General features: G+C 54.7%; 22 protein-coding genes and 2 tRNA genes. 12 read left to right on the top strand and 12 right to left on the bottom strand.

Going from position 1 to position 22,530, the window contains the following annotated elements; translation table 11 throughout:
- Nucleotides 1–3 precede the first annotated feature (3 nt).
- Complete coding sequence (locus MIH18_RS07995) at nt 4–681, top strand: flavin prenyltransferase UbiX (protein WP_283164096.1); 678 nt, start codon at nt 4–6, stop codon at nt 679–681.
- A 128-nt stretch (nt 682–809) separates the two neighbouring features.
- On the opposite strand, the gene MIH18_RS07990 is transcribed toward MIH18_RS07995, so the two are convergent.
- Complete coding sequence (locus tag MIH18_RS07990) at nt 810–1,865, bottom strand: NAD(P)-dependent alcohol dehydrogenase (RefSeq protein WP_249007758.1); 1,056 nt, start codon at nt 1,863–1,865, stop codon at nt 810–812.
- On the opposite strand from MIH18_RS07990, the gene MIH18_RS07985 reads away from it, so the two are divergent.
- Entirely contained in the window at nt 1,864–2,298 is a 435-nt protein-coding gene (locus tag MIH18_RS07985) for a hypothetical protein (RefSeq protein WP_249007759.1), read from the top strand. The genes MIH18_RS07990 and MIH18_RS07985 overlap by 2 nt on opposite strands.
- Before the next feature lie 319 nt (nt 2,299–2,617).
- Here the strand turns inward: MIH18_RS07985 and MIH18_RS07980 are convergent.
- Nucleotides 2,618–2,704 (bottom strand) — tRNA-Leu (locus tag MIH18_RS07980).
- A gap of 330 nt (nt 2,705–3,034) precedes the next feature.
- Here MIH18_RS07980 and rnr point away from each other — a divergent pair.
- The 9 genes from rnr to MIH18_RS07935 all read left to right on the top strand — a co-directional run bounded on the left by rnr (nt 3,035) and on the right by MIH18_RS07935 (nt 12,316).
- Nucleotides 3,035–5,596 (top strand): ribonuclease R, encoded by a 2,562-nt coding sequence (rnr, locus tag MIH18_RS07975; protein WP_249014277.1) that lies wholly within the window; start codon nt 3,035–3,037, stop codon nt 5,594–5,596.
- A 111-nt stretch (nt 5,597–5,707) separates the two neighbouring features.
- A complete protein-coding gene (gene rlmB, locus MIH18_RS07970; protein ID WP_249007761.1) occupies nt 5,708–6,451 on the top strand; it encodes a 23S rRNA (guanosine(2251)-2'-O)-methyltransferase RlmB in 744 nt (247 codons plus the stop codon).
- A gap of 262 nt (nt 6,452–6,713) precedes the next feature.
- Nucleotides 6,714–7,130, top strand: a complete 417-nt coding sequence (rpsF, locus tag MIH18_RS07965; protein ID WP_249007762.1) for a 30S ribosomal protein S6 — start codon at nt 6,714–6,716, stop codon at nt 7,128–7,130.
- 17 nt (nt 7,131–7,147) lie between these two features.
- Nucleotides 7,148–7,378: a 30S ribosomal protein S18 gene (gene rpsR / locus MIH18_RS07960; RefSeq protein ID WP_007348899.1), complete on the top strand. Its 231-nt coding sequence runs from the start codon at nt 7,148–7,150 to the stop codon at nt 7,376–7,378.
- A gap of 25 nt (nt 7,379–7,403) precedes the next feature.
- A complete protein-coding gene (locus MIH18_RS07955) occupies nt 7,404–8,270 on the top strand; it encodes a hypothetical protein (protein ID WP_249007763.1) in 867 nt (288 codons plus the stop codon).
- A gap of 20 nt (nt 8,271–8,290) precedes the next feature.
- The gene (gene rplI, locus MIH18_RS07950) at nt 8,291–8,737 is read left to right on the top strand and encodes a 50S ribosomal protein L9 (RefSeq protein ID WP_249007764.1); all 447 of its coding nucleotides are present in this window, start codon (nt 8,291–8,293) and stop codon (nt 8,735–8,737) included.
- A 192-nt stretch (nt 8,738–8,929) separates the two neighbouring features.
- Nucleotides 8,930–10,336, top strand: coding sequence for a replicative DNA helicase (dnaB, locus tag MIH18_RS07945; protein ID WP_018404828.1), 1,407 nt, complete (start codon nt 8,930–8,932; stop codon nt 10,334–10,336).
- Nucleotides 10,336–11,415 (top strand): alanine racemase, encoded by a 1,080-nt coding sequence (gene alr, locus MIH18_RS07940; RefSeq protein WP_249007765.1) that lies wholly within the window; start codon nt 10,336–10,338, stop codon nt 11,413–11,415. Before dnaB ends, alr begins: the two co-directional genes overlap by 1 nt.
- 34 nt (nt 11,416–11,449) lie before the next feature.
- Nucleotides 11,450–12,316, top strand: coding sequence for a sugar nucleotide-binding protein (locus MIH18_RS07935; protein ID WP_249007766.1), 867 nt, complete (start codon nt 11,450–11,452; stop codon nt 12,314–12,316).
- Between the two features lie 14 nt (nt 12,317–12,330).
- Here the strand turns inward: MIH18_RS07935 and fnr are convergent, their stop codons facing one another.
- The 3 genes from fnr to ylqF form a co-directional block, all read right to left on the bottom strand.
- Entirely contained in the window at nt 12,331–13,083 is a 753-nt protein-coding gene (gene fnr, locus MIH18_RS07930; protein ID WP_249007767.1) for a fumarate/nitrate reduction transcriptional regulator Fnr, read from the bottom strand.
- Between the two features lie 89 nt (nt 13,084–13,172).
- Nucleotides 13,173–14,381 carry a beta-ketoacyl-ACP synthase I gene (gene fabB / locus MIH18_RS07925; RefSeq protein WP_249007768.1) on the bottom strand — a complete coding sequence of 403 codons (1,209 nt, stop codon included), beginning with the start codon at nt 14,379–14,381 and terminating at the stop codon, nt 13,173–13,175.
- Nucleotides 14,382–14,496: 115 nt separating this feature from the next.
- The gene (ylqF, locus tag MIH18_RS07920) at nt 14,497–15,444 is read right to left on the bottom strand and encodes a ribosome biogenesis GTPase YlqF (protein WP_249014276.1); all 948 of its coding nucleotides are present in this window, start codon (nt 15,442–15,444) and stop codon (nt 14,497–14,499) included.
- 277 nt (nt 15,445–15,721) lie between these two features.
- Between ylqF and MIH18_RS07915 the strand changes: the two genes are divergently transcribed.
- Nucleotides 15,722–16,153: a Spy/CpxP family protein refolding chaperone gene (locus tag MIH18_RS07915; RefSeq protein WP_249014275.1), complete on the top strand. Its 432-nt coding sequence runs from the start codon at nt 15,722–15,724 to the stop codon at nt 16,151–16,153.
- 45 nt (nt 16,154–16,198) lie between these two features.
- On the opposite strand, the gene lipA is transcribed toward MIH18_RS07915, so the two are convergent.
- The 7 genes from lipA to MIH18_RS07880 all read right to left on the bottom strand — a co-directional run bounded on the left by lipA (nt 16,199) and on the right by MIH18_RS07880 (nt 22,399).
- On the bottom strand, nt 16,199–17,278 hold the full coding sequence (lipA, locus tag MIH18_RS07910; protein WP_249007771.1) for a lipoyl synthase: 1,080 nt from the start codon (nt 17,276–17,278) through the stop codon (nt 16,199–16,201).
- A gap of 162 nt (nt 17,279–17,440) precedes the next feature.
- Complete coding sequence (locus MIH18_RS07905; RefSeq protein ID WP_249014274.1) at nt 17,441–18,718, bottom strand: aminotransferase class I/II-fold pyridoxal phosphate-dependent enzyme; 1,278 nt, start codon at nt 18,716–18,718, stop codon at nt 17,441–17,443.
- A gap of 116 nt (nt 18,719–18,834) precedes the next feature.
- Complete coding sequence (locus MIH18_RS07900; protein WP_249007773.1) at nt 18,835–19,455, bottom strand: trimeric intracellular cation channel family protein; 621 nt, start codon at nt 19,453–19,455, stop codon at nt 18,835–18,837.
- Nucleotides 19,456–19,533: 78 nt separating this feature from the next.
- On the bottom strand, nt 19,534–19,977 hold the full coding sequence (locus MIH18_RS07895; protein WP_249007774.1) for a PACE efflux transporter: 444 nt from the start codon (nt 19,975–19,977) through the stop codon (nt 19,534–19,536).
- A 152-nt stretch (nt 19,978–20,129) separates the two neighbouring features.
- Nucleotides 20,130–20,206: transfer RNA gene (locus MIH18_RS07890), tRNA-Met, on the bottom strand.
- A 69-nt stretch (nt 20,207–20,275) separates the two neighbouring features.
- Nucleotides 20,276–20,938, bottom strand: coding sequence for a protein N-lysine methyltransferase family protein (locus tag MIH18_RS07885; RefSeq protein ID WP_249014273.1), 663 nt, complete (start codon nt 20,936–20,938; stop codon nt 20,276–20,278).
- Between the two features lie 108 nt (nt 20,939–21,046).
- Complete coding sequence (locus MIH18_RS07880) at nt 21,047–22,399, bottom strand: PAS domain-containing methyl-accepting chemotaxis protein (protein WP_249014272.1); 1,353 nt, start codon at nt 22,397–22,399, stop codon at nt 21,047–21,049.
- Nucleotides 22,400–22,530 lie beyond the last annotated feature (131 nt).

Here is a 22,530-nt window from a genome sequence, read left to right as displayed (position 1 = left end):
TGCATGAATGAGGTGCCCGCAATGAGTGATACAGCAGCAACAATGGATGCGCCGCGAGTCATCAACCTGGCGTTTACCGGTGCTTCGGGCGCGCCTTACGGCCTGCGCCTGCTGCAATGCCTGGTAGCTGCCGGCTGTCGGGTTCAGGTGATGATCAGCAAAGCCGCGCAGATTGTGATTGCCACCGAAACCGACCTGAAATTGCCCGGTACACCGGCGGCCATGCAGCAGTGCCTGAGCGAATACAGCCAGGCCGCCCCCGGCCAGGTGTTGGTATTTGGCCGCGAAGACTGGTTTTCACCGCCGGCCTCCGGTTCCGGCGAAAAAGCCCCACTGGTGATTTGCCCCTGCAGCACCGGTACCCTGTCGGCCCTGGCCACGGGCGCCAGCAACAACCTGATAGAAAGAGCAGGGGACGTCGCTCTGAAAGAGCGCCGCCAGCTGATATTGGTGCCGCGCGAGGCGCCCTATTCAGAAGTTCATCTGGAAAACATGCTGAAACTGACCCGCATGGGCGCCGTCATCATGCCGGCAAGCCCGGGATTTTATCACAACCCTGAAACCATCAATGACCTAGTGGATTTTGTGGTGGCGCGGCTGCTGGACCATTTGGGTGTTGATCAGAAACTGATGCCCCGCTGGGGTGAAGAAAGGGTGGCGCGCAAGCTGAAGGGGGCGTGAGCTTTGGGGGCCCTAGCGGTCGCTTTAGAAAGAGTGATCACTTCAACCCCATAGAAGCGGCAAGACAAACCGCTGGTTTAGACGGGTTAGGCGCTTAAAAATAGCTTTATCCCAGCTTCTCTATTGAATCAGGCGTCTTTTAAAGTTGCCATATCAATCACGAAACGATACTTCACATCGCCTTTTTTTATGCGCTCGTAAGCTTCGTTGATATTCTTGATATCGAGCATTTCGATATCGCAGCTAATGCCGTGTTCAGCGCAGAAATCCAGCATTTCCTGGGTTTCCGGCATGCCACCGATCAGCGAGCCGCCCAATACCCGACGTTTAAGGACCAGGTTGCCAGCTTCCAGCGGGGGGTCAATCGGATCCAGAAGACCCACCAGAATGTGGGTGCCATCATGGCTGAGGCAGTTCAGGTAGGGATTCAGGTCGTGCTGAACCGGCACTGTATCCAGCATGAAATCAAAAGTTTCAGTGGCGTCCTTCATCTGTTGTTCATCGGTGGAAATTACCACATGGTCGGCGCCCTGTTTCTTGGCCTCTGCAACCTTGCTTTCAGAACGGGTGAAGATGGTCACTTCAGCACCCAGCGCCTTAGCGATCTTCACGCCCATATGGCCGAGGCCGCCCATCCCGATGACACCCACCTTGTCACCCTTTTTGACACCATAGTGGCGCAATGGGGAATAGGTGGTTATGCCGGCACAAAGCAGCGGTGCAGCGGCGGCGGGGTCCAACTTCTCCGGTATCCTGACCACGAAACGCTCGCTGACGACCACGTTGTCTGAGTAGCCACCAAAAGTGACGGATTGATCGTAACGATCTTCGCCGTTGTAGGTGCCGGTCATACCCTCTTTGCAATATTGCTCAAGGCCGGATTCGCAGGCGGAGCAGGTGCGGCAAGAGTCCACCATGCAACCCACGCCAACCATATCCCCAACCTTGTAGGCTGAGACATCGTTGCCTACAGCGGTAACCCGGCCAACAATCTCATGGCCCGGAACTACCGGGTAAACAGTTACTCCCCAGTCATTATGCGCAAAGTGAATATCGGTGTGGCAGACACCGCAGTAATCAATTTCGATGGATACATCGTCGGGGCGAGGTTCTCGGCGGTCGAAACTAAACGGTGCGACGCCTGATTGCGCAGATTGTGCGGCGTATGCTTTGGTGTTAGCCATGTCTGTAGCTGCTCTTCAATGGATGTTGAGTCATGTGGAAAATGACCATAATAATTTTAACAGCTCACGTGCCTTGTACGTGTCAGCGATTGTCCTTAGGCTCTGCTGCTGGGGGGGGAGCAAAAGCTCAGATCCGGTCCAAGGTGGGGCACCCGTTCCATGTCATCAGGAATTTGTTCCGTCACTGGAAATTGCCATCTATGGCGCAAGTTTCTGGATGCCTGACCTGAAGCTGTCAGGGCTAACTGCCATCGTCGGTGTTGGTGTCATCTGGCAAACGCTAGCTGACGCATTGCTGTTCTTTTTGATGATTGTTGCAACCCAATATGATGGCAAAGTTAGGAGGCTTTTTTTGAGGCAGAGTGCGCGAACCTACAGTTACAGGGCAATTTGGCATTCAGTTCGCCTAATTTCCTCAAAGGTCGTCTTCTGAAAACGATAAGGGCGGTAAAATGAGAAGGAAATATCTCTGTTGCTGTCTTTAATGGGAAGCGGTTACTAAATCGATAGAGAATAACCTCAGGCGATCCATGCCACTGACAGAATCGGAGCGAGCAGATATGGCTTGGTTTGATGCGTCGAAAGGGAGAAAGCTGAGTTAAAAGGAAAAACCCATTCGTCCTCGGACGACATAGTGAGCACATTCGTAAACCCACAGAAAAACCGTCTGCGTACCATTTTTTGTACCAGAGAGATTATGAAAATATTGATTGAAGGGTAAATCTTTGATCTGGAAGGCCATTCAAAAAGAATGGTGCCGAGGAGAGGACTTGAACCTCCACGCCCTTGCGAGCACTAGCACCTGAAGCTAGCGTGTCTACCAATTTCACCACCTCGGCAGGTGATTCACAAAATATTCGATGTTAAGAACTCAGAATTTTTTGCCACCGGCCAAGTTTGCACCCAACCGATGGCGCGTACTTTAATGATTCGTCGAAAAGCTGTCAAACACTTTTTTTAAAAGGCTGATATGTTTATTTGCCGTCTCTGGCGCTATTAAGGAAAGGGTTACGGGCGTGTCCAAGTGTAACTACTGATGCGCTTTCTACCTGCTTTATAAAGCCCGTGTATCAGGCAGTTTCGGCGAACCGGCGTTATACTGTTATGCTAATGCCCATTGACTCAATACAGTTGTGCCGCTGAGGCGCAGATAGCAAACAAGGATCCGAATGGTTTCCAGTAAGAAGACATCCAACGACCCCCACGCCAAACGTGAGGCCCAGAATTACGACAACCCGATTCAGAGCCGCGAATTTATTCTTGCGCATTTGAAAAACCGGGGCGCGCCGGCCACACACGAAACCCTGTGCGAAGAACTGGGGCAGTCGTCCGAAGAGAGCATTGAAGCCCTGCGCCGCCGCCTGATTGCGATGTGCCGTGACGGTCAGCTTATTTGCAACCGCCGCAACGCTTTTTTGCCGATTGAAGAAGCCGACCTGGTGAGCGGCCGGGTGATTGGCCATAAAGATGGCTTCGGTTTTTTAACACCCGATGGTGATGGCACGGACCTGTTTTTGACCGCGCGCCAGATGCGTCAGGTGTTTCACGGCGACCGTGTGGTTGCCCGCGTTGACAAAGTAGACGATCGTGGCCGCCGTGAGGGCGTGATTGTTGAGGTGCTGGAGCACCGCACCACGCAAACTGTCGGCCGCTTCTTTAAAGAAAGCGGCATTATGTTTGTAGTGCCTGAAAACGCTCGCATCAACCACGAAGTATTGATACCGGATGAGATGGCGGGCGCCGCACGTCATGGGCAGTACGTGGTGGTTGACATCATTCGTCAGCCCACTCTGCGCAGTCAGCCCACCGGGCGCGTCACCGAGGTGCTGGGTGAACATATGGCTCCGGGCATGGAAATTGACGTAGCGATTCGTGCCTACGACATTCCCCATTCCTGGCCGGATGCGGTAGGCGAGCAAACCGCGGCTATTTCCGAGCAGGTCACCGATGCTGACAAGCGCAACCGCGTGTGCATTCGTGAGCTGGCACTGGTGACCATTGACGGTGCAGACGCGCGGGATTTCGACGATGCCATTTATTGCGAGCCGCGCCCGCGCGGTGGCTACCGGTTGCTGGTAGCCATTGCCGATGTGTCGCACTATGTGCGCCCGGGCTCACCGCTGGATGACGAAGCGCTGAATCGCGGCACCTCAGTGTATTTTCCAGACCACGTAGTGCCCATGCTGCCAGAAAAGTTGTCCAACGGCCTGTGTTCGCTGAATCCGGAGGTGGATCGCCTGTGCATGGTGGCGGATATGACCATCAGCGCCGCCGGCAACATCAGTAGCTACACCTTCTATCAGGCGGTAATGAACAGCCACGCGCGGCTGACTTATAACAAGGTCAGCGATATTCTGGAGCATCCCGAATCTCCTCGTGGTATCGAGCTGAGCAACCAGTATTCCGCCGTATTGCCCGAGCTGCACAATCTATATGGCTTGTATAAGCTGCTGCGCAAAGCGCGTACTGAGCGTGGTGCCATTGATTTTGAAACCACCGAAACCCGCATCGTGTTTGATGCCGCGCGGAAGATTGAAGAAATCGTGCCGGTGCAGCGCAATGACGCCCACAAAATTGTGGAAGAATGCATGCTGGCGGCCAACGTGGCTACGGCGCGCTTCCTGAAAAAACACAAAATGCCGGCGCTGTATCGAGTGCATGATGGCCCGTCGGAAGAACGCCTTGGTTCCTTGCGGCTGTTTTTGGGCGAGTTAGGGTTGCAGCTTGGCGGTGGCGATAAGCCTACGTCGGCTGATTACCAGCAACTGCTGGGCTCTATCGGTGAGCGGCCTGATGCTCAAGTGATTCAGACTGTCATGCTGCGCTCTCTGAGCCAAGCAGTTTACAGCCCTGAAGAAGCCGGCCACTTCGGCCTGGGGTATTCGGGCTACGCACACTTTACCTCGCCGATTCGGCGATATCCGGACCTGATCGTGCATCGGGCAATCAAAGCCTGTATTCATGCAGACCAGCCAACGAAAGACGTGATTGCGCCAGACCAGGCAGACGCGGAACTGGCAAAATATCCGTACGATTATGCGCGTATGGAGAAGTTCGGTGAGCATGCTTCGATGGCCGAGCGCCGCGCTGACGATGCCACTCGTGACGTAATGGCGTGGCTGAAGTGTGAGTTCCTGAGTGACCACGTAGGTGAGGAATACGACGGCGTTATTGCGGCTGTTGTTGGTTTTGGCTTCTTTGTAGAGCTTGCCGATATCTATATCGAAGGCCTGGTGCACGTGTCGACGTTGAATGGCGACTACTTTCAGCACGATCACGCCAAGCACCGGTTGATTGGCGAACGTACCGCAATCAGCTTCCGCCTTGGTGATGAAGTGCGAGTCAAAGTGATGCGCGTGGGCATGGAAGATCGCAAGATTGACCTGGAGTTGGTAAGCACGCCAAAGCGTCGCCAGGCCGACCGCGATGCGCTTGAAGTGAACAGCCGCGCCGGTCGAGATGTAGGTAAAAACGGTAAAGGTAGCAAAAAAGACGGTAAAGCCAAAGGTGATCGCACTAAGCGCGGTGGCAAGTCGGATAAGCCAGCTGCAGGCCGCGGGGCCAGATCCGCCGGCCCGAAATCGAGCCGTGCCAAGCCGGCCGCCGGCTCTGCGCGTGACCAACTGGCTGCCGATGCGGCTCGTGTTGCTGGTGGAAAAGCCCCGACAAGCGACGGCGATGTCAGTGGCGGCGAATTGCGTAAACCGCGCAAGCGCAGACCCAAGAGCTAGTGAGCCCAGCTGACTTTTTATAGTCTTTCGCTGACCACCACCTTGCCGGCTTTAATGTGCGCGCAAGGCGGTGGTAGATTTACTAAAATCTTTTAGCAGGAAATACCGTCAGTGGCAGAGCAATTTGTATTTGGCTGGCATGCCGTTGAAGCCGTCTTAAAGCGTGAACCCGAGCGGCTGCTGCAAGTTTGGATTCAAACCGGTCGCCAGGATAAGCGGGTAAAAAGCACCACCGAACTGCTGGATACCCTGGGTGTGTCTTGGGAGATTGTGCACCGCAAACTGCTGGACAGCCGCGTTGCCGGTGTCCATCAGGGCGTTGTTGCGTCGGTCAGCGAAAGCCGCGAATGGAGCGAAGATGATTTGCTGGCGTTGCTGGCAAACTCTGAAAAGCCGCCGTTCCTGTTGATTCTGGACGGCGTTACCGACCCCCATAACCTGGGCGCGTGCATGCGCACCGCCGACGCAGTTGGCGTGCAGGCGGTAATTGTGCCGAAAGACAAATCCGCCACCTTAACGCCGGTTGCCCGCAAGGTTGCTTGCGGTGCGGCAGAAACCGTACCTTTTGTGCGTGTTACCAATCTGGCACGCCTGCTGCGCACCTTGCAAGAACAGGGCGTTTGGCTGGTCGGCACGGCGGGTGAAGCCACCACTACCTTGCACCAGGCCGACCTGACTGGCCCGCTGGCGTTGGTGATGGGCGCCGAAGGCAAGGGTATGCGGCGGTTGACCCGTGAACACTGTGACCAATTGATCAACATACCGATGATGGGCGACGTTGAAAGTCTGAACGTATCTGTTGCCAGTGGTGTGTGTCTTTACGAAGCCTTGCGCCAGCGTACTGCCAAGGGCTAACCGCGACACCTTATCAACCCTTGCATACCTGGCGGCACCCGCATAGAATACCTCACCCCTTTCTTGGGGTGGTTCTTTATTGTCTCAACAAAGGCAATGCATTACCTCGCCAGCGCCGGCAAACGTTTTTTCGATAAAGTGTTCCGGGCCTGGCACAAAAACGGCAGTTCTGCTGCCACCTCCTTGCTTTTACGTTGTGCGGCATTGATGGCGTTTACGCCCGCCGCAAATCTAGGGGCTGTTCAATCCGTAGGGAGAATTCATGCGTCACTACGAAGTTGTATTTATGGTACACCCGGATCAAAGCGAGCAAGTGCCCGCTATGATCGAGCGTTATACCAGCCTCATCACTGAAGATGGTGGCCAGGTAGATCGCTTGGAAGATTGGGGCCGTCGTCACCTGGCATACCCGATCAACAAGATTCACAAAGCTCATTACGTGCTGATGAACATTCAATGTTCACAGACCGCGATGGACGAGCTGACTCATAACTTCCGCTTTAACGATGCCATCATGCGTGAGCTGATCCTGCGTCGTGATGAAGCTGTTACCGATATGTCTCCGATGAAAGCTGCCGAGTCTCGCGAAGACCGCCGCCCAAGTGGAGATGATCGTCCGCGCCGCTCAGCCGAATCTGACGAAAGCCAGAAAGCTGACGACACAGACGAAGAAGAGTAATTAACCGGAGTTAAGTTATGGCTCGTTTTTTCAGACGTCGCAAGTTCTGCCGGTTCACGGCAGAAGGTGTTAAAGAGATCGATTACAAGGATCTGGACACCCTGAAAGGTTATGTCACTGAAACAGGCAAAATCGTGCCTAGCCGCATTACCGGCACCAAAGCACGTTATCAGCGTCAGCTGGCCACCGCTATCAAGCGCGCCCGCTTCCTGGCACTGCTGCCGTATTCGGACAGCCACGATAACTAAGAACAGATAAACAGGACTTGGGACCATGCGTGCACTGGCACAATTTGTAATGCGCGGTCCCCTGCAGGCCAGCGGAGTAGCGGCTTTAACGACGGCTATACCACTGCTTTTCTGGGTTGGTGCAGCGGTTGTCGGGCTGGTTATATTACGGCTTGGCATTCGCCAGGGGCTGAACGTTGGCCTTTGGGCATTGCTGCCGGCACTGGGCTGGAGTTGGTTCGGGCAAGACCCTACTGCTCTGGCCGTGTTGCTGGAAGTGATGCTGATGACAGCTCTGTTGCGAGTGACTTCGTCGTGGGACAAAGCTCTGTGTGGCGGTACTTTTCTGGCAATTGTGACCGGATTGGTTTTGCCGCAGCTGTACCCTGGCCTGATGGACATTCTGGTGCAAACCGGAGTTCAGTTTTACCAGCAATACAACGCCGACGTAGCACAGTCGCTGGGTAACAACCTGGAATCTGTGATTCGGCAAACCATGAGCGCCAGTATGGCGGGTACCTATCTGGCTTTGGCCCTAGGTATGACCCTGCTGGCCCGTGGTTGGCAGGCAGCACTGTACAACCCTGGCGGTTTGCGTACAGAGTTTTACGGGCTGCGCCTGTCGCCGGTATTTGCAGTTGTGTTTGCCGTCACCATGGTAATTGGCCCCGTGCTGGGGTTAAACACCGTGCTGCTGGCCTGGGCTGCGGGAACCCCGCTGTTTCTGGCCGGGCTGGCGCTGGTTCATGGTGTTGTAGCGCGTAAAAAACTGAGCCGCCAATGGCTGGTGATGTTTTACGTTGCGCTGGCATTGCTGGGTCCAAGTCTGATGATTCTGTTAGTAGTTCTGGCTTTTGTGGATAGTTGGCTGAATATTCGGGGGCGAATCAACCCTCCCGGACCGGTCGAATAAAGCACGAAGAGGTTAACGAGATGGAAGTTATTCTGCTCGAAAAAGTTGCAAACCTGGGTACCCTGGGTGACAAGGTTAATGTGAAATCCGGTTACGGCCGTAATTTCCTGTTGCCTTATGGTAAAGCGGTTCCGGCCACTGAAGCCAACTTGAACGCGTTTGAAGAGCGTCGTGCCGAGCTTGAAAAAGCCGCAGCTGAAAAACTGGCTGTTGCGCAAGCCCGCGCTGAAAAGCTCGCAGACGCATCTTTCACCATCAGCTCTAAAGCCGGTGATGAAGGCAAGCTGTTTGGTTCTATTGGTGTGCGCGACGTGGCTGATGCCATCACCGCTGCCGGTACCGATGTAGAAAAGAGCGAAGTTCTGCTGCCAGAAGGCCCGCTGCGGGCTGTTGGCGAGTACGAAGTTGAGCTTAAGCTGCACAGCGATGTGCACGTAACCGTTAAGCTGGCGGTTGTTGCCGAGTAACCGGCAGCAGTTCAGCATCAGGCGATAGTGGTCAGTTCTGATCTTTATTGCCGCACAGTAGGCCCGGAACGGTAGCAATACGGTTTCGGGCTTGCTGCTTTCTGGTATGCTTCAAAGTCTTGTTTCCTCTCCCATTGCCACTGAGCATTCGTAATTCTTACGCCAGAGCAGTGGTCAACTGAAGACGTGTTCATGGCAAAGCCGAATCTTAAGCCCGCAAATAGCGACCCAGAAACCAGCCGAATTAAAGTGCCGCCGCATTCCTTGGAAGCGGAGCAGGCCGTGTTGGGTGGGCTGATGCTGGACAACCGCCGCTTTGATGAAATCTCCGAGATGATTTCGGCGGTGGATTTTTATCGCCAGGACCATCGGCTGATTTTTGGCGCGGTGGAACGCCTGGCCAGTGAAAACGAGCCGCTAGACGTTGTTACTCTGGCCGAATTTCTGGAGCGGGCAGGGGACATCGAACACGCCGGTGGCCTGTCGTATCTGGCTGAGCTGGCTGAAAAAACACCCGGTGCAGCAAACATCCGCGCCTACGCCGATATTGTTCGCGAACGTTCTATTTTGCGTCAGTTGGTGGAGGCGTCGGGTAAGATTTCCGATTCAGCGTTCAACCCATTGGGTCGCAACAGCAGTGAAATTTTGGACGAAGCCGAACGCACGGTGTTCCAGATTGCCGAGTCGCGGGTTAAAGAAGGTTCTGGTCCTAAGGGCATTAATCCGATTCTTACGCAAACCTTAAGCCGCATTGAAGAGCTGTTCGAATCTGGCGAACAGACCACCGGCTTGACCACGGGTTTTCGTGATTTGGATGAACGCACCTCCGGAATGCAGCCCTCAGACCTGATCATTGTTGCCGGGCGGCCGTCTATGGGTAAAACCACGCTCGCCATGAACATCGTTGAAAACGCCCTGATTTCTAGCGGTTTGCCGGTATTGGTGTTCAGCATGGAGATGCCAGCGGACGCTTTGGCCATGCGTATGTTGTCTTCGCTTGGGCGCATAGACCAAACCAAAGTGCGCAATGGCAAGCTTGAAGAAGACGACTGGCCCCGGTTAACCTCGGCGGTTAGCCTGCTGAAAGACAAACCGCTGTATATTGACGACACTCCCGGCCTTAGCCCAACCGAGCTGCGCTCGCGGGCACGGCGCATTGCGCGGGAGAATGGCGGCAAAATCGGGCTGATTATGGTGGATTACCTGCAGCTGATGCGGGTGCCTGGAAACACTGAGGGCCGCACCGCGGAAATCTCCGAAATTTCACGCTCACTCAAGGGCATCGCCAAAGAGCTGAGCTGCCCGGTGGTTGCGCTGTCGCAGCTCAACCGCAGCCTGGAACAACGCCCCAACAAGCGGCCCATCAACTCGGATTTGCGTGAATCCGGGGCTATCGAGCAAGATGCAGACGTTATTATGTTTGTCTATCGTGATGAGGTTTATAACGAAGATACTCCAGATAAAGGTGTGGCCGAAATTATCATCGGCAAGCAACGTAATGGCCCTATTGGTACGATACGTTTGGCGTTTATTGGCAAATACACCAAGTTTGAAGATCTTGCCCACGGTAATTATGGCGAGTATGGAGACGACTACTGATGTCAAGGGGGTCCTTTGCGCTGATAGACTCAAAAGCGCTGCAGCATAACTACCAAGTGGCCTGCCAGCGTTCTGGGCAATCCAGTGCCATGGCGGTGATTAAAGCCGATGGCTACGGCCACGGCATTGCGGGAGTTGCGGGTGCCTTGGCTGCGGTGGCGCCCAAATTTGCGGTGGCGTGTATTGAAGAGGCCGTCGCCATTCGTAATGCCGGCGTAAGCCAGCAGCCTGTTGCTTTGCTACAGGGGGTTCACAGTGAACAGGATCTGGCGACTTGCATAGAGCACAACTTTGAACCGGTGCTGCACTGCGACGACCAGTTGCAGTGGCTTGTGCGAGCGCCAGTTGCGCCGCGCATCTGGCTGAAAGTAAATACCGGGATGAATCGCCTGGGTTTTCATCCAGAGGAGCTGGCCCAGGTTATGGCGACGCTTGCGCATCACCAGCTGACGCCAAAGGTGATTGGTTTTGTGACCCACTTTGCCTGTGCCGATGACGAACGCAGCACCATGACGCAGCAGCAGACCGAGCGTTTCGAGAAGGCGACCGCGCCTTGGCCCGGGTTGCAGCGCAGCGTTGCCAACTCGGCGGCGTTGTTCAGGTCAGGCCAAAAGCTGTTTGGCTGGAGCCGCCCCGGCATCATGTTGTATGGCGCGTCGCCCATTGTTGGTACGTCGGCTGCGGAGCTGGGGTTAAAGCCAGTAATGACGTTACAGGCGCCGCTGATCAGTACCCGTCTGTTGCAGCCTGGCGACAGCGTGGGTTACGGCGCAAGTTGGGTTGCGAACAAGCCTACGCGCATGGGCGTTGTCGCCTTGGGCTACGGCGACGGTTACCCTCGCCATGCGGGCACGGGTACCCCTGCTGCTGTCCATGGTCAGCGCATACAGCTTATCGGTCGGGTGTCGATGGATATGCTGGCGGTCGATCTGAGCGCTGCCCCCGCGGCGCGCAATGGCGACCCGGTAGAGCTGTGGGGCACCACGGTGCCGGTGGATGACGTGGCCGGCCACGCCGGTACGATTGGTTACGAGTTGCTGACCGGCGTTACAGCCCGGGTACCTCGGCGCTGGCGTTAGTCTTACTTAACAGGATTGGAGGTAAAGAAGACCCGTGCATGTTCTGGTAGTTCACGATTACGGCCCCTTGGGTAGAGTATTGCTGGAGCAGCTGCGCGCCACTTCTTTGCAGGTCAGTCCTTTGCTGGTGAGTAACACGGCCAGCGTGGATCTGGCGGCCCTGGAAAGCTGGATTCCGGCGGATACGGACTTGATTGTCAATGCGCTTTGGCTGGCCGATCCGGAATCCGCCCAGGAACACCCTGATGACGTCAAACGCGCGGCTTTGTCATTGCCTCTGGCGCTGGGCGAGTTTGCCCGCGATCGCAATATCGCGATGCTGCAATTGTCCACTTGCTATATTTTTGATGGCCGCAAACAGACGGCTTATATTGCTTCTAACCCCGGGCAGCCGGTGAACCAGTTGGGTGTTTGGCAGTGGGAGTGCGAGCAGGGCCTGCGCGGTTTATTAACCCGCCACATTATTTTGCGAACAGGATGGAGTCTGGGGCGCTTTATACGGAAGGTTCAGGCCAGCACAGCTGCTGGCACCCGCTTGTCGTTGCCCGGCCGCTGCGTTGGTCAGCCCTTGGCAGTCACCGATTTGGCGCGGGTCATGCGCGCGATTATTCAACAGCTTGATTGCGGGGCTGAAGTGTGGGGCACCTATCAGTACGCCGGTTCTGAGGATATCAGTCTGTATGAGCTGGGTTTGGCCATCGCCGGCTTGCCGGGTATTCCCGAGGATTTACATCTGGTGGATGAGGTCAGCGGATGGGGTCAGTTGGAGCCGGTAAACACACGCTTGGTGTGCACAAAAATCCGTAACACCTTTGGTATCAAGCAAGTCCCATGGCGTGTGGGGCTGACAGATGAGCTGACTCTGCTAAAAGCGCCAGATCCGGTTAAGCCCGTCAGCTAACTGGAAACGCTTTTTTAGCGACAACCCTGGCGGGCAAAATCGCGGGTAACCACTTGCAGGGCTTTTACGTCTAGCAGTTCAACTTCACGGCCGCGAGCTTTGATAATGCCCTGATTCTGGAAGCGGGTGAACACCCGGCTAACCGTTTCTACCGCCAGGCCCAAAAAGTTCGCGATATCGTTGCGTGCCATCGGCAGGCTGAAATTAGTGGGCGACATGCGCCTGCGCTGAAAGCGGCTGGACAGCGACAACAACAAAGCTGCAATACGCTCCTCCGCGGTGTTCTTGCTCAGCAGCATGGCTAGTTGGTGACTGTTTTGTATCTCCTGGCTCATCAGGTGGTATATGTGGTGCTGAAGCTCAGGCAACTTGCGCGTAAGGTGCTCCAGTTTGTCTACTGGAAATTCGCATACGCTGGTGCGCTCAAGTACCTTGGCGGTGCAGGCGTAGTTGTCGGTTGCCATGCTGTCGAGCCCAATCAGCTCGCCAGGCATGAAAAAACCGGTAACCTGTTCATCTCCGCCTTCGGTAATAATCGAGGTTTTTACCGACCCGCTACGCACCGCAAAGCACGACTTAAAAGGCGTGCTTTGGTCAAAAATATGTTCGCCCCGATTGAAGATTTTGCCTTGCAAAACAATGTCTTCAAGGCGTTCCAAATCATTCTCTTCCACAGCAAGGGGCAGGCAAAGATTGCTCAGACTACACTTGTTACATGTAGCCTTGAGCTGTGACGCAACCTGATGGAGTCGAATTGCTTGGTTCATAGCAGATGGCCCGTCAAATTTGATCCATATCAAACATCAGTTTAGTACGGATCAATCCGTTTGCCAATGGCGTTTCTGGCCGGCCTTCCCTACAGACGCTCAAATATCAGCGATGCATTGGTGCCGCCGAAGCCAAAGCTGTTGGACATCACCGCGTTAAGGGTGGCTTCTTGGCCCGCCGGTCCCACAATGGGCAGATCAGCAATGGCCGCATCCAGCTCGTGCAGATTTGCGGTTCCGGCGATAAAGCTGTTTTGCATCATCAGCAACGAGTAAATGGCTTCCTGTACACCGGCAGCGCCCAGCGAATGCCCAGACAATGACTTGGTAGAAGAAATCGGCGGTACTTTGTCAACGAAAGTGTTGCGAACAGCACCCATCTCCGCAGCGTCGCCAACCGGGGTGCTGGTGCCGTGGGCGTTGATGTAGTCAACTTTGCCATGCATGGTCGCCATGGCCTGCTTCATGCAGCGCTGGGCACCCTCGCCAGACGGTGCAACCATGTCGTAGCCGTCTGAAGTAGCTCCGTAGCCGGTTAGCTCGGCAATAATGTGGGCGCCGCGCTTGCGGGCGTGCTCCAGTTCTTCCATTACCAGCATACCGCCGCCACCGGCAATCACAAAACCGTCACGCTTGCTATCAAACGGCCGCGATGCGGTTTCCGGTGCATCGTTGTATTTGGTCGACAGGGCACCCATGGCATCAAACATCATGGTCAGGCTCCAGTCTTCTTCTTCACCGCCGCCGGCAAACACAATGTCCTGCTTGCCCAGCTGTATTTGTTCCATAGCCTGGCCAATACAATGCGCGCTGGTGGCGCAGGCCGACGATATGGAATAGTTCACGCCGCGAATCTTGAAGGCAGTCGCCAGGCACGCAGAGACAGTGCTGGCCATAATGCGCGGTACCATATAAGGCCCAATGCGCTTCACGCCTTTGGCGCGCAGAATGTCAACGGCTTCCGCCTGGCTTGAGCAAGACGCGCCGCCAGAGCCTGCAATCAGACCGGTGCGGTCGTTTGATACCATGTCGTCGGTCAAGCCGGCCTGGGCAATGGCCTGTTGCATAGACAAGTAGCTGTACATGGCCGAGTCAGCCATAAAACGACGTACTTTTCGGTCAATGACCGAGGTGTCGACATCCGGTGCGCCGCAAATCTGGCTGCGAAACCCCAGTTCTTTATAGGTTTCACTGAAGCGGATGCCAGATTTCCCGGTTTTCAGACTGTTGGTAACTTCGTCCAGGCTGTTGCCCAGGCAGGAAATAATCCCCATTCCGGTGACGACGACACGTCTCATAAATCTCTCCTTACCGGCGCCCGGAACAGGCGCTTGTGTTGCGTTATAAAGGTGTAATGGTAAAGCTTTTCATCAGCGTACGGTATATGACCATGGTTCAGACGCAGATGCGACTTTAACGTTTGCGGTTACGTCGGGTTTTAGCCTTCTTTTTGCTATCCGCAATCGCCTTTTCTGCATCCAGTGCTGCTTGAACTTCGGCTTCAGCCAGAGCAATCTCGGTTTCATGCTGGATCAGACGCGGTGTTTCCAGAGAAATTCGCCCCAGGGTGCCGGCGCGGAATTCGTTGAGTAACACCTCCGACACTTTGTGTAAATCCGGTATGCCGCCGCGTCCAAAAAATCGGCGCCTGGCCGCAATGGCGTCCATTGCGGCCAGGCCGTCAACAGGCAGCGGGTCCAGCCCGTAACGGCTGGTCAGAAATTCGGGGTAATTAGCCAACAAATACTCGGCAGCAAACAGTGCTACGTCTTCAAAATCCAGCACAGCGCTGCGAATGGCGCCGGTGACCGCCAGGCGATAACCACAGGCCGCCGGTGAAAGCTTGGGCCACAAGAAACCGGGGGTATCGTACAGCAAAATGTTATTCGGCAGTTTGATGGCTTGTTGGGCTCGGGTGACTGCCGGCTCGTTACCTGTTTTTGCGGCGGGTCGTCCGGCCAGGGTATTAATCAGGGTAGATTTGCCGACGTTAGGTATGCCCAGAATCATCACCCGTAGTGCGCTTTTCTGGCGATCGTGATTCGGCGTCAGCTGTTCGGCCAATGTAAGGATGTCCAGTGCTTCGCTGCGTTGGTTGTGGGTCAGGGTGATGGTTTTTACACCGCGCTCCCGTTCCAGCCAGCTTTGCCATTGCCCCGTTACATCGGGGTCTGCCAGGTCACGCTTGTTAAGCACTTTGATCAATGGCGTATCACCGCGCAGGTCAGGCACCAGCGGGTTTTCGCTGCTGAAAGGAATGCGGGCGTCCACCACCTCGATGATCAGGTCCATCTTCGGCATGACTTCTTTGATCTCCTTGCGGGCTTTGTGCATATGCCCTGGAAACCAGTTAATCGCCATCGTGCTACTCCCGCTGCCCGTAAATGCACTGAATTCGAAACGCCGATTTCAAAACGCGCTGGCCAGTGTGTGTGAATAAAAAGAGCCGCCATTATGCAGCAATTTCAGCGCAATACCGAAAGTCGATGACCAAACTTTCATATTTGCCTGAAAATCGCCGTAATGGTGGGCTGGCAGCCGCTTTGGCGGCTATTATTCGAAATCAACAGCCATCGTGGGGTGCGACTTACCCGCATGATGCTTTAGGGTGTGTGACGTTATTCAAACGGAGAGCAGTATGAAATTGGTAAAAGCACTGGGAACAGCACTGATTGCGGTAAGTTTGTCGGCGCCGGCATTGGCGCAACAGGCAAATGGCCAGCCCGACCGTATTGACCAGCTGGCGCAAATGGTTGGCCTGAACGACGAGCAACAAGAACAGATCCGCGGCGTGTTTGACGAATTGCAGGGTCAGATTGTCGATCTGCGCCAGCAGGCACAAACGCTGCAGCAGAAGTTGCAAGCCGAGGTAAAAGAAGATTTCAACGAAGATGCCATTCGCGAACACGCGGAAGAGCTGGGTGATGTGACCGGTGAGATGGCCGCGCTGTCTACCCTGATGCAGGCGAAGGTAGAAAGTATTTTCACAGATGAACAGCGCACTGAGCTGAAGATGCAAATGCAAAAAATGCAGCAGATGCAACAACAGCGTCAGCCGGGCGGCCAGTAAGCGCAGCTCCGCCGACAGCGGTAAGATGCCAGTGCAGGTGCTCGGTCAGCTTACGGATGTGACCGGTATCTGCATGGCGTTGACTGGCTCGGATCCTGCCGGTGTTGTTTTTACTGAGGCAGGAACTGCTGGCACCGCCAATCCCAAGTTGTTCTTGTCAAATACTCGATCTGCACGATAGCTCGACCGCACCATGGGGCCTGATGGCACTTCCATAAAGCCCTTGGCCAGGCCAATTTCCCGGTAACGGTTGAATTCTTCCGGTGTGACGTAGCGCATCACCGGCAAATGGTTCGGAGTAGGTCGCAAGTACTGGCCCAGCGTCAGAATATCCACGCCCACCGCCAGCAGGTCGTCCATGGTTTGCTGAATTTCTTCGTCGGTTTCCCCCAGGCCCAGCATCAGACTGGTTTTCGTTAGGACATCCGGGCGGTATTGCTTGGCGTGCTTGAGTACGCTTAGAGTCTTCTCATAGCCAGCTCGCGGGTCGCGTACCGGATGAGTCAGACGACGAACGGTTTCGACGTTCTGGGCAAACACATCCAGGCCCGAGTCTACTACCTGCTCTACGTGCTTCATGACAGCGTCAAAGTCCGGCGTGAGTGCTTCCACTCTGACGTCCGGCGTGCGGTGTTTGATGGCTGATACACAGGCTGCGTAATGGCCGGCACCGCCGTCAGGCAGGTCGTCGCGGTCAACCGATGTCAGCACAATGTAGCGCAGGCCCATCAGTTCCACCGATTTTGCCGTATTCTCAGGTTCGTCTTTGTCTAGCCAGCCGTTCGGGTTGCCGGTGTCTACCGCGCAGAATTTGCAGGCGCGGGTGCACACCGAACCCATTACCATCAGCGTTGCCGTACCGTTGGCCCAGCACTCACCGATGTTGGGGCAGTGAGATTCCTGGCACACGGTGGCAACTTTGTGGCTGTTCACATTCTTTTTGACAGCCTCATAGCGCTCACCACCGGGCATACGTGCACGCAACCATTTGGGCTTTGGATCGTTGCTGACGCCTTCGCTTGAAACATTGCGGCTTTGCTTAACGCCGTCCTTAATAGCAGCAAAGCCATGTTCACTGCGGAACTTGGTGCCACTGGCCACACGGGGCTTAGTGTTTGCGGTCATGGATGAGGGACTCTCGTTCTGTACAAAAGACTTTGGTTAGACTTGAAAGGTTAAAGCCGGGACGCGTCAGATACAAGGACAGTAAGGATAAACACGGGCATGGAATTGACGTGCAACATCTGCGCTACTGGGCCAGGCTGGCAGTGCAGATGGCTGAAATGCTCAGCGAACGGCGGCGTCCAGGGCCTGGGCAACATCGGCAATTATGTCGTCAATGTGCTCAATGCCAATCGACAGGCGCACCAGATCTTCGCTAACACCCGCAGATTTCAACTCGTCCGGGTTTAGCTGGCGGTGAGTGGTGGTTGCCGGGTGGCAGGCCAGGGATTTGGCGTCGCCAATGTTGACCAGGCGCAGCACCATGTCCAGCGCGTCGATGAAACGCGCGCCGGCGTCTCGGCCGCCTTTAATGCCAAAGCTGAGAATACCAGAGGCTTTGCCACCGCAAATTTTTTCGCAGGTTGCGCGGAACGGGCTGTTAGCCAGACCGGCATAGTTAACCCATTCTACAGACGGGTGATCCTGTAGGAACTGAGCGACTTTTTGGGCGTTCTCGCAGTGGCGTTCCATCCGCAGAGCGGCGGTCTCAATGCCCTGCATAATCAAGAACGCGTTAAACGGCGACAGCGCGGCACCGGTGTTGCGCAGCGGGATTACTCGGCAACGGCCAATAAATGCGGCTGCCCCCAGGGCCTCGGTGTACACCACACCGTGGTACGACGGGTCTGGGTTGTTCAGCATCGGGAACTTGTCGGCGTTGGCTTTCCAGTCAAATTTGCCGGAATCCACCACAACGCCGGCAACGGTGGTGCCATGGCCACCCAGATATTTGGTCAACGAGTGAACGACGATATCTGCGCCATGTTCGATGGGGCGGCACAGGAACGGTGTGCCAACGGTGTTGTCTACGATCAGCGGCAAGCCGTGCTTGTGCGCTATCTCGGCCCAGCGTTGAATGTCCACAACGTTGCCGGCCGGGTTGCCGATGGATTCACAAAACAAAGCACGAGTGTTTTCATCAATGGCGTTTTCTACGCCGTCAAAGTCATCGTGGGTGAGCATTTTGCAGGTAATGCCCTGGTTCGGCAGGCTGTGGGCAAACAAGTTGTAGGTGCCGCCGTAAAGCTGGCTGGTGCTGACAATGTTATTGCCCACGGTACAGATGGTTTGCAGGGCATAGGTGATGGCAGACATGCCCGAAGCAACTGCCAGCGCGCCAATGCCGCCTTCCAGCTGCGCCATTCGCTCTTCCAGCACAGCGTTGGTGGGGTTCATGATGCGGGTATAAATATTGCCCTGCACTTTCAGATCAAACAGGTCAGCGCCGTGCTGGGTGTTATCAAAGGTATAAGAGGTGGTTTGATAAATCGGCGTGGTTGCCGCTCTGGTGGTGGGGTCGCTTTTGAACCCGGCGTGCAACGCTATGGTTTCCCGCTTCATAACGGCTCATTCCTTTTGGTTATAGAAAGTGGACATGTGCAATCTTGCAGTATGCCACAGTCACAACCGGTTAAAAGAGCCGCCTTTCGAATTAGAAATTCTAAGCTAATGCGCGATCAGTCGTTCCAGCGTGCGGGGTCGTATGAGAACACCGGAAGTGACCAATGCCAGCGAATAGCTGACATGCGCAGGGCCAGGCCAACGCTGAACGCCGCCAGCAAGCTGATGTCGTCGTGCACCTGTTTGTGTTGCAGATAAAGATAAAGCAGGGCCACAATTAACGACACACTGGCGTAAAGCTCGTGGCGCAAAACCTGAGGCGTTCGGTTGCAAAGAATGTCCCGCAGTATGCCGCCAAAAATCCCGGTGATCAGGCCTGCCATAATCACAACCGGGATCTCGTAATCCAGCTTTAGAGCCACCTGGCAGCCGATAATAGTGAAGGCGATCAGTCCGAGGGAGTCCAGAACCAGAAACAGTTGATGCAGGCGCCGCATATAACGGGCGATCACCATGGTAAACAAGCCGGCGCTGACGGTGATGTAGATGTAGCCGGGGTGCTGGGTCCAGTTAATCGGGTAGTTGCCCAGCAACATGTCTCGCACCGTACCGCCACCCAGTGCTGTAACAAAGGCAATCAACGCCACGCCAAACATATCCATGTTGCGCCGGCCCGCGGCAAGCGCGCCAGACATGGCTTCGGCGGTGATGGCAATCAGATAAATCGAGATGAGCACACACAATTCCTATGCTGCGAGGCGCGCTATTATACAAGCGCTGGCATGGCGACAGGGGACAGATTTCAAATCTGTCCCCTACTTGAACTCGGTCCCCGATTTGTGAAAAGGCTGGCCAATGGGGAAGAGGGTGTCGTAGGCCCAAGTAAAGGCAAAGGCGTACACTAGATAAAACGACATAAAACCCAGGTCTATGACCAGAGCTTCCATCAGGCTTACATTCAATATGCGAGATACAATCGGCAGGAAGACGATCAGCAGGCCCAGCTCAAAACCAAAGGCATGAACAGCTCTCAGCTTAACGGATTTCTTGGGCGTGCCGGTGTACTTCAGCAGGGCGTGATCAAACAGTAGGTTGTAGATGTAGTTCCAAACGGTAGCGATGGTGGCACCAATAGCGCTTAGCAAGCCGAAGTCCTTCATGGAGTAGCACAGTACGAGGGTGCCAAAGCTGATAACAACAATCAGACCAATCACTTCAAAACTGACCGCTTGGCGAATACGGTCTGGTGTGGTGCGCATCAACAAAACTCCGTTGCAGCGGGCCGTCCCGAATGCTGTGTCCCCAAATAGGCGAGGTCGTCCTCGTGATGTTTGCGAAAATACGGTTATACCCGTAAATCTCCCGCAAACAAAAAAAAGACCCACAGCGTTAGCTGTAAGTCTTTGAAATCTGGTAGCAAGGAGTGGAATCGAACCACCGACCCCAGCATTATGAGTGCTGTGCTCTAACCAACTGAGCTACCTTGCCAGCGCGCCATCAACGATGGAAGCGGCGCGTATAGTAAGTTTCGCTGCCGAATGTGTCAAGGGTTGGGCGTTACATATTTCGAGAAAACTCGAGGATGTGACCTTTAAACGGCTTCTCAAGGTAATCGGTGTGAACGGGTTTTGTGTGGCTGTTGCTGAAATCGTACGCGGCCAGTTTCACGCTGATTTTGGTTTTTCGACCACGCCCCGGATCTACCAGAATCACCTCGCAGCGGGGTTTAGCATGATTGTTAATAAACTCGGCAAGCAACTGAACGTGGCCATCTTCGTACAATAGATCACTGCCAATAATCAGGTCAAAAAGCCCCAGTTCACTGCGGTCATCGGCCCAGTCTGCCCGCTCAAACGCAATGCGTTTGCCCTGGTTCAGCAGAGTGTTGCGAACCAGGAAGTGTTCAACTTCGGGGTGATAGTCGGTCGCCGTGATATCGGCGTGGCGCGCGTTCAGCAACAGGCTTGATAGCGCCATGCCGCAGCCGATTTCCAAGGTGCGTTTGCCTTCTATCGGGTAGTTCAGCATATGGTTTGCCAGCACCAGGCCAGACGGCCACACTACGCCAAAAATGGGCCAGGCCGCAGAGGAAATGCCAAGGGCATCGGCGACGCCTTCCGGGTCCTCGAACTGCTGATTGTCGCGCAGGGTGCACAGGTGGATATCAGTATTGCCGACCTCTATGGTCTGGTAACGCAGGCGCAAAGGGACACTGTTCATGATTTCTGCTCAGGTAAAGCAGCGAAGCCAGGCAGAAAATAACTGGCAAGAAGAACTAGAGAATGAGAATAAAGCAATCTGTTGATCGCGCAAAGCTAATGTTCGGATTCAAAAGAACATTAGTCGGTCAGTAGGGCACCCTTTTTTCTTTAAGGAAATCCCGTTGCGACTTTGTCTATACTCCCTATCCACGGCATGCTTGGCGCTGGCTCGGAGGGTAGTGATGATCTTCTGAATGGATTCGGTTGACTCACGTGTTTTTTGCGCCAGTGAGCGAACTTCGTCCGCTACAACCGCAAACCCGCGGCCGTGCTCGCCCGCTCGGGCGGCCTCAATGGCAGCATTGAGAGCCAGTAGGTTGGTTTGGTCTGCAATGGATTGAATTAAGCTGGCTGCTGTATTGATGTGGTCCGTTTCAGTCGCCAGGCTTTCCACGGCAGTGCGCACCTGATCAACCGTAACGGACAGCGCTTCAATTACCTTCAGCGTGGTCTGGGCGACATCACTGCCCCGTGCAACCAGGGAAGTAGCGCTTTGAGCTTCTTCAGCCGTCAGCTGAATGTTGGATGCTACTTCGTTAATTGAAGCCGTCATTTCGGTCATGGCCGTGGCCGCCATATCCGCTTCGGCGCGTTGTTCAACCAAGGCGTGTTTGGTTTTGCTGGCAAGAACCTGCGTATCCGCAGCCCCTTCGCTGGTCTGCTCCGCGTAGTCACCTATTCGTGTTAAAACAGTTCGAATTCGCGCACCTTCGCTTATTAAAACCATTCGCAGTTTTGCGGTTACATCCCGGTCTTCGGTAAACACCCGGGCGGCCAGCTCACTGTCGAAGGCATCAGGAACCTCAGTCAGAGCCGCGTTAACGCGACCCTTGAACTGACGGCTGGCAATAAAGCCTGCAACGACTGCGCTAATCAACGGAAGGCTTGCTCCCGTAAAGGATGCTCCAGCTACCAATGCCGCAGCAGCAACGACGACAAGGCCTACAGCCGTTGGGATCCAAAGCTCTAAAAACGCTGATTTTACAGCAAGCACCGCAGGCGATGTCAGTTTGCCTGAATTGATGCTGGCGTAAAGCTCTGCAGCCCTGGAAACGCGCTCGAGGCTCGGCCTGGTGCGAACAGACTCGTATCCAGTCAACCTGCCGTTGTCGAAGGTTGGGGTAATGTAGGCGTCCACCCAATAGTGATCACCGTTCTTGCAGCGGTTTTTCACAATACCCATCCAGCTCTTTTCGGCCTTCAAACACTGCCACATGTGTTCGTACACAGAGGGAGGCATGTCAGGGTGCCGGACAATGTTGTGAGGGCTGCCAATCCGCTCTTCCCTGGTGAAACCGCTGACGGCCTCGAACACATCATTGCAGTATAGAATGTTGCCTTTGGCATCTGTAGTAGATATGAGTCGCTGAGACGGGTCAAAGCTGCGTTCTTGTTCTGTCAGGGGAAGATTCTTACGCATCAGGGCGGCTCTTTTGATTTGAGATTAAAATGGTATTATCGGTACTTGGCCCGTTCATTGAAAGTTTGCATGAGCTAACGGGCATTTATTAATTTTGGGCAAAAATGCCAAAACCGAAGTATTTGTTCTGT

The sequence above is a fragment of the Marinobacter sp. M3C genome (assembly GCF_023311895.1).
Taxonomy (GTDB): Bacteria; Pseudomonadota; Gammaproteobacteria; order Pseudomonadales; family Oleiphilaceae; genus Marinobacter.
The sequence above is the reverse complement of the archived record's forward strand: the minus strand, read 5'-3'. Positions and strand labels throughout refer to the sequence as shown.

Coding starts and splice junctions, on each gene's coding strand:
- MIH18_RS07995 (WP_283164096.1), top strand. CDS start 4: ATGAATGAGGTGCCCGCAATGAGTGATACAGCAGCAACAATGGATGCG.
- MIH18_RS07985 (WP_249007759.1), top strand. CDS start 1,864: ATGTCTGTAGCTGCTCTTCAATGGATGTTGAGTCATGTGGAAAATGAC.
- MIH18_RS07990 (WP_249007758.1), bottom strand. CDS start 1,865: ATGGCTAACACCAAAGCATACGCCGCACAATCTGCGCAATCAGGCGTC.
- rnr (WP_249014277.1), top strand. CDS start 3,035: ATGGTTTCCAGTAAGAAGACATCCAACGACCCCCACGCCAAACGTGAG.
- rpsF (WP_249007762.1), top strand. CDS start 6,714: ATGCGTCACTACGAAGTTGTATTTATGGTACACCCGGATCAAAGCGAG.
- rpsR (WP_007348899.1), top strand. CDS start 7,148: ATGGCTCGTTTTTTCAGACGTCGCAAGTTCTGCCGGTTCACGGCAGAA.
- MIH18_RS07955 (WP_249007763.1), top strand. CDS start 7,404: ATGCGTGCACTGGCACAATTTGTAATGCGCGGTCCCCTGCAGGCCAGC.
- rplI (WP_249007764.1), top strand. CDS start 8,291: ATGGAAGTTATTCTGCTCGAAAAAGTTGCAAACCTGGGTACCCTGGGT.
- dnaB (WP_018404828.1), top strand. CDS start 8,930: ATGGCAAAGCCGAATCTTAAGCCCGCAAATAGCGACCCAGAAACCAGC.
- alr (WP_249007765.1), top strand. CDS start 10,336: ATGTCAAGGGGGTCCTTTGCGCTGATAGACTCAAAAGCGCTGCAGCAT.
- fnr (WP_249007767.1), bottom strand. CDS start 13,083: ATGAACCAAGCAATTCGACTCCATCAGGTTGCGTCACAGCTCAAGGCT.
- fabB (WP_249007768.1), bottom strand. CDS start 14,381: ATGAGACGTGTCGTCGTCACCGGAATGGGGATTATTTCCTGCCTGGGC.
- ylqF (WP_249014276.1), bottom strand. CDS start 15,444: ATGGCGATTAACTGGTTTCCAGGGCATATGCACAAAGCCCGCAAGGAG.
- MIH18_RS07915 (WP_249014275.1), top strand. CDS start 15,722: ATGAAATTGGTAAAAGCACTGGGAACAGCACTGATTGCGGTAAGTTTG.
- lipA (WP_249007771.1), bottom strand. CDS start 17,278: ATGACCGCAAACACTAAGCCCCGTGTGGCCAGTGGCACCAAGTTCCGC.
- MIH18_RS07905 (WP_249014274.1), bottom strand. CDS start 18,718: ATGAAGCGGGAAACCATAGCGTTGCACGCCGGGTTCAAAAGCGACCCC.
- MIH18_RS07895 (WP_249007774.1), bottom strand. CDS start 19,977: ATGCGCACCACACCAGACCGTATTCGCCAAGCGGTCAGTTTTGAAGTG.
- MIH18_RS07885 (WP_249014273.1), bottom strand. CDS start 20,938: ATGAACAGTGTCCCTTTGCGCCTGCGTTACCAGACCATAGAGGTCGGC.
- MIH18_RS07880 (WP_249014272.1), bottom strand. CDS start 22,399: ATGCGTAAGAATCTTCCCCTGACAGAACAAGAACGCAGCTTTGACCCG.